We start from the raw sequence: 8,942 nt of genomic DNA, 5'->3' as shown, positions 1-8,942 counted from the left end.
ACGTGGTCTTCCACCGCGTGATCGACGGCTTCATGGCCCAGACCGGCGACGTGCAATACGGCAAGGCCGGGGGCGATCTGTCGATGGCCGGCATGGGCGGGTCCGACAAGCCCGACATCCCGGCCGAGTTCACCAAGGACCTCAGCTTCCAGCGCGGTGTCGTCGGCATGGCCCGGGCGAACGATCCGAACAGCGCGAACAGCCAGTTCTTCATCACTTTCGGCGACGCGAGCTTCCTCGATGGCCAGTACACCATCGTCGGCAACGTGATCTCCGGGATGGAGGTGGTCGACGCCATCCAGCGCGGCGAACCGCCCGCCAAGCCGGATGTGATGACCAAGGTCACGGTGCAGGAATAAACGAAAGGGGCCCCGCGGGGCCCCTTGTCATTCCGCGCAGGCGGTCAGATCCAGCTGGTCCCAGATCTCGATCTCGGGACCGTCCATCACCGAATAGCGCAGCTGCCGTCCGAAATCGGCGAGGATCAGCGACGGCGGGGCAGGCTGGTCGGCAAAGGGCAGCATTCCGATGCGGCCCTGGTCCAGCCCGTAGACCACACCTTGCCAGGCCTGACACTCGTCCAGCACCTCCTGCGGGGTGGGGCCGTCCTGCGAAGGCGGCGGGCAACCCGCGAAAAGCGTGCCCTCCTGCCGGCTGACGCCCATGTTCTGCGCGATCTGGCCCCAGAGAACCCGACCGTCCGGCAAGCCAAGCTCGATCATATGGTCGACCTGACCGACCATCTCCCAGGACTGCGGCACCCGAAAGCGCAGTTCGAACCCGCTTTGCGGCTCGGTATAGATTGCCAGCGACATCGGGCAGGCCCCGGCCGCCGACCCGGTCAGCGCCAGCAGGGTGGTCGCGAGCCGGATCATCCCAGCACCACCAGCGCGTGGCGCTTCCGGCCTGCCGTCAGCTTCAGGGGCTCGGCCAGGTGGCTGGCCCCATAGCGCAGGCCGCTGTCGGTGACGATCTCGTCGTTCACGCGTGCGCCACCCTCGGCAATCAGCCGTTTCGCATCCTTGCCGCTGGCTGCGAGGCCAGCACGGACGAAAAGCTGCACGATCCCCACGCCCTCGGCCAGTTCGCCCGGCTCCAACACCACCGTCGGCAGGTCGTCGCCGATGCCGCCCTTCTCGAACACTTCCCGCGCGGTCGCTTCCGCCGCCGCCGCCGCTTCGTCGCCGTGCAGCAAGCCCGTCGCGAGGTTCGCCAGCAGGATCTTCGCCTGGTTGATCTCGGACCCGCCAAGCGCGCCCAGACGGTCGCACTCCGCCACCGGAAGCTCGGTGAATATCTTCAGGAACCGGCCGACGTCGGCATCCGTCGTGTTCCGCCAGAACTGCCAGAACTCATACGGGCTCAGCATTTCGCCGTTCAGCCAGACTGCGCCCGAGGCCGATTTCCCCATCTTGCGCCCGTCGCTTGTCGTCAGCAGCGGGGTCGTCAGCCCGAATATCTCCTGGTCGATCACCCGGCGGGTCAGGTCGATCCCGTTGATGATGTTGCCCCACTGGTCCGACCCACCCATCTGCAACAAGCAGCCGTAGCGGCGGTGAATCTCCAGGAAGTCATAGGCCTGAAGGATCATGTAGTTGAATTCCAGGAACGAGAGCGATTGCTCGCGATCCAGCCGCGATTTCACCGACTCGAAGCTCAGCATCCGGTTGACGCTGAAATGCCGCCCGATGTCGCGCAGGAAGTCGAGATAGTTCAGCCCGTCCAGCCATTCCGCGTTGTTCAGCATGATCGCATCGGTCGGCCCGTCGCCATAGGCGAGGTAGCGGGCGAAAACCTGCTTCAGCCCGGCGATGTTCTGGTCGATCGCATCGGGCGTCAGCAACGGGCGCTCCTCGCTGCGGAAAGAGGGGTCGCCGACCTTGGTCGTTCCGCCCCCCATCAGGGTAATGGGTTTGCCGCCCGTCTTTTGCAGCCAGCGCAGCACCATGATGTTCATCAGATGGCCGACATGCAGGCTGGGCGCCGTCGCGTCGTAGCCGATGTAGGCAGGCACCACATCCTTCACCAATGCCTCGTCAAGCGCCTGATAATCCGTGCAATCGGCAACAAAACCGCGCTCGAACATCACACGCATGAAGTCAGATTTCGGATGGTAGTTCATGGCCGCCTCGGTCTAGGATGTGGCGGCGGTATATCTGTGCGAAGGTTCCAAGGGAAGATGCGGAAGGACGGGGCTCTGTGGGCGCTTGGCGCTATGTCCGGCACCTCGCTGGACGGGGTCGACGCCGCGATGATCAAGACCGACGGTCACGCGGTCTTTGCCTTCGGTCCCGCCGCCTATCGCCCCTACACGCCTGAGGAACAGGAGGCCCTGCGCGCGGCGCTCGGCCAATGGCCCGGCGATCCGCAGGTCGAGGCCGCCGCCGAAGTGGTCGAGACCGCCCATGCCGAAGTGCTGGCCCGCTTCTCGGGGGCCGAGATCCTGGGCTTCCACGGCCAGACCCTCGCGCATGATCCGAAGGGCAGGGGCACCCACCAATGCGGCAACGGCGCGCTTCTGGCGCAGCTTCTGGGCTTGCCGACGGTCTGGGACTTCCGCTCCTCCGACGTCACCATCGGCGGGCAGGGTGCGCCGCTGGCGCCCTTCTACCATTACGCGCTCGCCCGCCACATCGGCGCGACCGAACCCCTGGCCTTCCTCAACCTCGGCGGCGTCGGCAATCTCACCTGGATCGACCCCACCGCGCCCGGCCCGGAAAGCCCGGGCGCGCTTCTCGCCTTCGACACCGGCCCGGCGAATGCCCCGATCAATGACCTGATGCGCGACCGGCTAGGTCTTTCCCATGACGAAGACGGCGCGCTGGCCGCGAAGGGCGAGGCGGACGAGGCCTTCGTCGCCTCGGTCCTCAAGGACCCCTGGTTCGACGCCCCACCGCCGAAGTCGCTGGACCGCAACGATTTCCACGGACTGATCGAGCGGCTGGCGATGCTGTCCGACGAAGACGCCGCCGCCACCCTTACCGCCGTTGCCGCGGCTTCCGTCGCCGCTACGCAGATCCATTTCCCCGCGCCCGTGACCCGGATCCTCGTCACCGGCGGGGGCCGCCACAACCCGACCCTGATGGCCGAGCTGCGCCGCCGCATTCCCTGCGCGATCCTGCCGGTGGAAGATGTCGGTCTCGACGGCGACATGCTGGAAGCCCAGGCCTTCGCCTTCCTCGCCGTCCGCGTGCTGCGCAAGATGGCGACCTCCAGCCCCGATACCACCGGCACGCCCGCCCTGGTCGGCGGTGGCCAGATCAGCCGGCCCGACTGAGCCGTCCCGCCAGGATCGGCAGCGAATAGATCACCAGCGCGATCCAGATCAGCCCGAAGGCCAGCATCTTCACCTGGCTGAACGGCTCGTCGAAGATGAAGACCGCGGTCAGGAAGATCATCGTCGGCGCGATGTATTGCATGATCGCGATGGTCGACAGCGTCAGCCGCTTCGCCCCGTTGGCATAGATCATCAGCGGCCCCGCGGTGACGATCCCGCAACCGATCAGCAGCGCATCGTCCCAGACCACGCCCTGCCGGAAATGCGACGTGCCCTGCGCCGCCAGCCAGACCATATAGGCCAGCGCGGGCACCAGCAGGATCAGCACCTCCAGCGCGAAACCCTGGTTCGGCCCGATCGGCAGCCGCTTCTTGAGATAGGCGTAGAAGCCCCAGGTCACGGTCAGCCCCAGCGCCACCACCGGCAGCCGCCCGGCCTCCCAGGTCAGGATGCCCACCGCCACGACCGCCAGCGCAATCGCCGCCATCTGCGTCCGCCCCATCCGCTCGCCCAGGAGCACCGCGCCCAGGAAGATCGAGAAGAGCGGGTTGATGTAATACCCCAGCGCCGCATCCAGCGCATGCCCGGAGCCGATGGCCCAGACATAGATCCCCCAGTTGACGCTGACCAGCGCCGCGGTCATCGCGCCCATCCCCAGCATCCGGGGGCTTTTGAGCGCGGCCTTCAGATCCCCCGTCCGCCCGGTCCACCACAGGACCGCCAGCGCCACCGGGACCGACCAGACCACCCGATGCGCGATCACCTCGGGCGGCGGGATATGCGCCAGCGCCTTCATGTACAGCGGCAGGAAGCCCCACAGCAGATAGGCCGTCAGCGCATAGAGAAAGCCGGACAGGCTGTCGCCGCTGGTGGCAGCCGGAGGGGGCTGAGGAGTGGTATCGCTCATGCCCCACCCCTAGCGAAAGCGCCGGAGCCTCACCACCCCGATCTTGTGCCCCGCACAATCCCGGATGTCCTGCAGGCAGGCATTTCATACTGGCGCAAATATCCCCGCCGGAGGCATCCACCCTGTCCCAACGGGCGACCGGCCGCGGCATCAGAGCCGCCGCGCCAGATACTCCCGCGTGAAGGCCGCGTAGCCCTCTGCCGTCACCCGCAATTCCGCCTTCATCAGCCCGTGCACCTCCGGCAACCGGTGGAAGGGCACCGTTGGCCAGACGTGGTGTTCCACATGATAGGGCATGTTCCAGGCCAGCCAGCGCATCGCCCTTGTGGTGAAGGTCGTCCGCGTGTTCTCGAACATGTTCGCCACCTCCGGGCAGTCGCCATGTTCCGCCAGCAGGTAAAGCCGCAAGACGGGCTGGCCCAAGGCCACCGGCACCACCCAGACCCACAGGAGCACGGGCGTTCCCAGCAGCGACAGCGCGGCCAGCGCATAGAGGAGCGCCATCCACCGTGCTTCCGCCACAATGCGCGCCCTCGCCCCCTCGGCCACGAACTCATCCGTCACCCGGCCCGCCACCAGCCTGCCCATCAACCGCAGCCCGGAAATCCAGTAGGGCAGGCCCGAGACATGCCAGACCCACTCCCGCAGCGTCTCGGGCTTCGGCCCCGCCAGTTCCGGGTCCTTCCCCGGCAGGTTGGTCCAGCGGTGATGCGCCATGTGGAAGGCGCGGAACCATTCGAAGGGCAGCACCAGCAGCAGCCCGCACAGCCGCCCTGCCCAGTCGTTCAGCCAGACCGTGCGGAACGGCGTCCGGTGCGTCGCCTCATGCTCCAGCGTGAAGAGGAAGATGATCAGCACCCCCTGCACCGGCAGCAGGGCCCACCAGCCCGGCACGCCCGCCGCGATCAGCGCGCCCACCACGACAATCGCCCCCAGATGCCCGGCCAGATGCCAGAGGCCCGGCCCGTCCGACCGTTCGGTCATCGCCTCGCGCAGGTCGGGCGGCAGGGCGGAGAGGAAAGTCTTGTGATCCATCACGGGCTCCACCCCGGCGGGGCCAGTTCGAACCCCTCGAAGCGGAAGCCGGGCGATACCGTGCAGCTGACCAGCGTCCAGCCCCCGGTCGAGTGCGCCGCCTGCCAGCATCCCGCCGGGATGACCGCCTGCACCACCTCGCCCCCCAGCACATCCGGCCCCAGCCGATGCTCCACCTCTGCCCCTATCGACAGCACCAGCGGCGCGCCCGCGTGCCACAGCCAGATCTCGTCGGCATCGACCCGGTGCCAGTGGCTCCGCTCGCCCGCCTTCAGCAGGAACAGGATCGCCGTCCCGCTGGCCCGTCCGCCGGTGTCCGGCCCGACCCAGGTCTGCCGGTACCAGCCGCCCTCGGGATGCGGCTGCAACCCCAGCTTCGCGATGATCGCCTCTGCCGTCATGCCTGCCTCCATTCGCCCGGAGCCAGCCCCTCCAGCGTCCAGTCCCCCACCCGCCAGCGGATCAACCGCAGGCAGGGCAGGCCCACTGCCGCGCACATCCGCCGCACCTGCCGGTTCCGCCCCTCGCGGATCGTCAATTCCAGCCACCCGTCCGGCACCGTCTTCCGCAGCCGGATCGGCGGGGTCCGGGGCCAGAGCCATGCGGGCTCGTCCACCGCCCTCGCTTTCGCCGGCAGGGTCGGCCCGTCGTTCAACGCCACGCCCTCCCGCAGCCGCTGCAGCGCGCCCTCCGTGACCACCCCCTCGACCTGCGCGAGATAGGTCTTCTCCAGCTTGTGCCTGGGGTCCGCGATCCGGGCCTGAAGCTTCCCGTCATCGGTCAGCACCAGCAGCCCCTCCGAATCCCGGTCCAGCCGCCCGGCGGGATAGACCCCTTTCACCGGAACGAAATCCGCCAGCACCGCCCGGTCGCCCTCACGGGAGAACTGGCAGAGCACGTCATAGGGCTTGTTGAGCAGGATAAGCATGGTCCCTTGCTGCCATGCCCCTGCAAGAATGGGAACGCGATTCTGCCCAGGCAACTCGTGCCTGTCCCGTCGCAATGAAGCCTTGATCAACTTTCGGCGCCGGGTAACGCTTGGCAAGGTCACTTCTGCGACGACCAGTCCAGAGCGAGGAGCGGGATGGAAAAACTGGGCAGTCTTGCGCTCGTCGCGGTGCAATTGACGGGTATCCTGCTCTCTACTCTCCTCGTTGCCATAACCTTCCTTGACCGATCAGAGGTCGAGGTCGTTCTGCAGGGTTTTGCGGTCTCCAAGGTCGAGGCGGCTGCCGACGCGGCCTGGACCGAAGCTGTAGGACAGGCCGACGCGGGCAGCCGCGCAGAGCGCTTGGGGGCGCTGGCCCGGCGTCTGGGGATCGAGGCCGAGGCGGTGGAGGCCCGGAGAGCCGAAATCATGCCCGCCCTTGTGAGCTACGTCCTGTCGGAGCGCTGCAAGGACGACTGCCATATCGAAGCGCTGGTCGTTCAAGTTACTGATCAGGCCTTGGTCCAGCGCGCCGCCGCTCTGCGCCTGGGGCAGGTTACGTTGGGCGATTTCATCGCAGAGCGGTATGACCGGACCTTCCGCGGTTTGGTCAATGACCTTCGACGCTTCGGCTTGGTCAACCTGGTGGCGCTTGGGCTTATGCTGGGCCTCGTTCTGCTGAGGGACCATATCAACTGGCGCTTTGCCGCGTTTTCGGTGGCGGTTACCGCCTATACGGCCTGGGCTGCCTCCGATTATCTTTGGCCAGAACTGGGCGATGACCTTGATCCTCCAGGACTGGGCCGGTCCGGCCTATCAGGGCGGTATGATCCTCGCCTGCTTTGTCTTTGGCGACTGGCTGTTCCTGAACGGTCGTCTCACGAACTTTGCCTTGAGCGTCGTCGGAAGCGCGACCGCCAACTAGGCCCGCCGGTCGGGTTGGATCAAGGGCTGAAATGGCACCAAGTGAATACCTGATGCCTGTGTCCCGACACATCCATTGTCAACCGAACCCTCCCCATGCCACCTTCCTCCCATGACACAAACTCTGATCATCGGCGCTGGCATCACCGGCGCGGCGCTGGCCTTGCAGCTCTCCTGGCGGGGAGAGGCCGTCACCCTCGTCTCGACCCATGCCGAAGGCGGTCTCGCCTCCACCGCCAGCTTCGGCTGGCTCAACGCCTCCTACTTCCTCAGCCGTCCCCACTACCACCTGCGCCACGAGGGCCTTGCCGCGCATCGCCGTCTGACCGAGGCTCTGCCCGGCCTGCCGACCAACTGGCAAGGCTGCCTCTGGTATGAGGCGACGGGCGAGGCGCAGGAGGAAACCGCCAGCGACCTGCAGGCGCTCGGCTATCAGGTCCAGCGCCTGACGCAGCCCGAGATCGCCGAACGCCTGCCTGCCCTTGGTCCCATCCCGGAGTCTGCGCTCTTCTTCCCCGAGGAAGGCGTCGCCGACCCTGCCACCCTGGCCCGCGCGCTGATCGGGGCCTCCGGCGCCCAGGTGATCCGTGCCACGGTTCAGTCCGTGACCGAAGAGAAGGGCAGGGCGACCGGCGTTCTCACCGACCTTGGCCCGCTCAAGGCAAGCCGCGTGATCCTCGCCACCGGTACGGGCACGCCCGGCCTGCTGGAGCCCTTCGGCACCACCCTGCCGATGCTGACGCGTCCCGGCCTGATGGTCACGACCAACCCTTTGCCGCCGGTCTGCCCGGTGGTCCTCGCCACCCCCGATCAGGAGGTCCGCCAGGACGCCGAGGGCCGCCTCCGCACCCCGGCCTCCGCCGGGCACCAGTCCGACCATGCCGAGACGCTGGGTTCCTTCCCCGTGGTGGTCAACGCCACCCTGACCCGGCTGCGCACCCTGTTCCCCGGCCACGACATCCACTTCGCGCACCAGGCCATGGCCATGCGCCCGGTGCCGGGGGACGGTTTGCCGGTGGTGGGGCAGGGGCCGCTCCCGGGCCTCTGGATCGCGGTGATGCATTCCGGGGCGACGCTGGCCCCGGTGGTGGCCGAGCTTCTGGCGGAGGAGATCACCGGCGGCGCCGAAAGCCCGCTTCTGGCCGACTTCCGCCTCGCGCGGTTCGCCTGACGCCTGCCGCTCGGGGCAGGCGTCGCCTCCCCCGCCCTCAGCGCCGACGGAAGAGGCCGATCACGAACAGCACGAGGCCGACGCCCGCCACCGCGCCGCCGACCTGGCCCGCGCGCGTGAAGGTCTCGCCGGTGACCGAAACATCGGCCACCGAAGGCAGCCACATCGGAAGGGTGAACACCCCCGCCCCGATCAGGACAAGCAGAAGGCCGATATATTTCAACTTGTTACTCCGTGAACTAGCTACGGACCTCAGCCCTTCAGCACCGACCGCCCGGCATATTCCGCCGTCTCGCCCAGCAGTTCCTCGATGCGGATCAGCTGGTTGTATTTCGCCAGCCGGTCCGACCGCGACAGCGACCCGGTCTTGATCTGTCCGCAGTTCGTCGCCACCGCGAGGTCGGCGATGGTCGAATCCTCGGTCTCGCCCGACCGGTGGCTCATCACGTTGGTATAGCCCACCCGATGCGCCATATCGACGGCCTGCAGTGTCTCGGTCAGCGTGCCGATCTGGTTCACCTTCACCAGCATGGAATTGGCGATGCCCTTGCTGATCCCCTCGGCCAGCCGCCTCGGGTTGGTCACGAACAGATCGTCGCCCACCAGCTGGATCTTCGAGCCCAGCACCTCGGTCAGCATCTTCCAGCCGTCCCAGTCGTCCTCGGCCATGCCGTCCTCGATCGAGATGATCGGATAGTCG

11 protein-coding genes and 1 pseudogene are annotated in these 8,942 nt (G+C 67.2%); 4 read left to right on the top strand and 8 right to left on the bottom strand.

What is annotated here, in order from left to right; genetic code table 11:
- On the top strand, positions 1-359 hold a 359-nt coding region (locus V7Q39_RS16665), incomplete at its 5' end, for a peptidylprolyl isomerase (protein ID WP_333817739.1).
- Between the two features lie 27 nt (positions 360-386).
- Here V7Q39_RS16665 and V7Q39_RS16660 read toward each other — a convergent pair.
- Together V7Q39_RS16660 and tyrS are read right to left on the bottom strand one after the other, a co-directional pair.
- Positions 387-875 (bottom strand): hypothetical protein, encoded by a 489-nt coding sequence (locus V7Q39_RS16660; protein WP_333817738.1) that lies wholly within the window; start codon positions 873-875, stop codon positions 387-389.
- On the bottom strand, positions 872-2,122 hold the full coding sequence (gene tyrS / locus V7Q39_RS16655; protein ID WP_333817737.1) for a tyrosine--tRNA ligase: 1,251 nt from the start codon (positions 2,120-2,122) through the stop codon (positions 872-874). Before tyrS ends, V7Q39_RS16660 begins: the two co-directional genes overlap by 4 nt.
- Positions 2,123-2,179: 57 nt before the next feature.
- Between tyrS and V7Q39_RS16650 the strand changes: the two genes are divergently transcribed.
- Positions 2,180-3,277 carry an anhydro-N-acetylmuramic acid kinase gene (locus tag V7Q39_RS16650; protein ID WP_333817736.1) on the top strand — a complete coding sequence of 366 codons (1,098 nt, stop codon included), beginning with the start codon at positions 2,180-2,182 and terminating at the stop codon, positions 3,275-3,277.
- On the opposite strand, the gene rarD is transcribed toward V7Q39_RS16650, so the two are convergent.
- The 4 genes from rarD to V7Q39_RS16630 form a co-directional block, all read right to left on the bottom strand.
- A complete protein-coding gene (gene rarD, locus V7Q39_RS16645) occupies positions 3,261-4,184 on the bottom strand; it encodes an EamA family transporter RarD (RefSeq protein ID WP_333817735.1) in 924 nt (307 codons plus the stop codon). The genes V7Q39_RS16650 and rarD overlap by 17 nt on opposite strands.
- A 150-nt stretch (positions 4,185-4,334) precedes the next feature.
- Positions 4,335-5,219, bottom strand: coding sequence for a fatty acid desaturase (locus V7Q39_RS16640; protein ID WP_333817734.1), 885 nt, complete (start codon positions 5,217-5,219; stop codon positions 4,335-4,337).
- Entirely contained in the window at positions 5,219-5,620 is a 402-nt protein-coding gene (locus V7Q39_RS16635; RefSeq protein WP_333817733.1) for a cupin domain-containing protein, read from the bottom strand. Before V7Q39_RS16635 ends, V7Q39_RS16640 begins: the two co-directional genes overlap by 1 nt.
- The gene (locus V7Q39_RS16630; protein WP_333817732.1) at positions 5,617-6,147 is read right to left on the bottom strand and encodes a pseudouridine synthase; all 531 of its coding nucleotides are present in this window, start codon (positions 6,145-6,147) and stop codon (positions 5,617-5,619) included. Before V7Q39_RS16630 ends, V7Q39_RS16635 begins: the two co-directional genes overlap by 4 nt.
- Positions 6,148-6,303: 156 nt before the next feature.
- Between V7Q39_RS16630 and V7Q39_RS16625 the strand changes: the two genes are divergently transcribed.
- Positions 6,304-7,125, top strand: coding sequence for a hypothetical protein (locus tag V7Q39_RS16625; protein WP_333817731.1), 822 nt, complete (start codon positions 6,304-6,306; stop codon positions 7,123-7,125).
- Positions 7,126-7,183: 58 nt separating this feature from the next.
- Positions 7,184-8,242, top strand: a complete 1,059-nt coding sequence (locus V7Q39_RS16620) for an NAD(P)/FAD-dependent oxidoreductase (RefSeq protein ID WP_333817730.1) — start codon at positions 7,184-7,186, stop codon at positions 8,240-8,242.
- A 37-nt stretch (positions 8,243-8,279) separates the two neighbouring features.
- Here the strand turns inward: V7Q39_RS16620 and V7Q39_RS16615 are convergent, their stop codons facing one another.
- Positions 8,280-8,465: a hypothetical protein gene (locus tag V7Q39_RS16615; RefSeq protein WP_333817729.1), complete on the bottom strand. Its 186-nt coding sequence runs from the start codon at positions 8,463-8,465 to the stop codon at positions 8,280-8,282.
- Between the two features lie 29 nt (positions 8,466-8,494).
- Positions 8,495-8,942 (bottom strand): annotated as a pseudogene (gene eno, locus V7Q39_RS16610) (phosphopyruvate hydratase); the annotation flags it as partial.

The organism is Tabrizicola sp. (assembly GCF_036781545.1).
In the GTDB taxonomy this organism is placed as follows: domain Bacteria; phylum Pseudomonadota; class Alphaproteobacteria; order Rhodobacterales; family Rhodobacteraceae; genus Tabrizicola.
The sequence above is the reverse complement of the archived record's forward strand: the minus strand, read 5'-3'. Positions and strand labels throughout refer to the sequence as shown.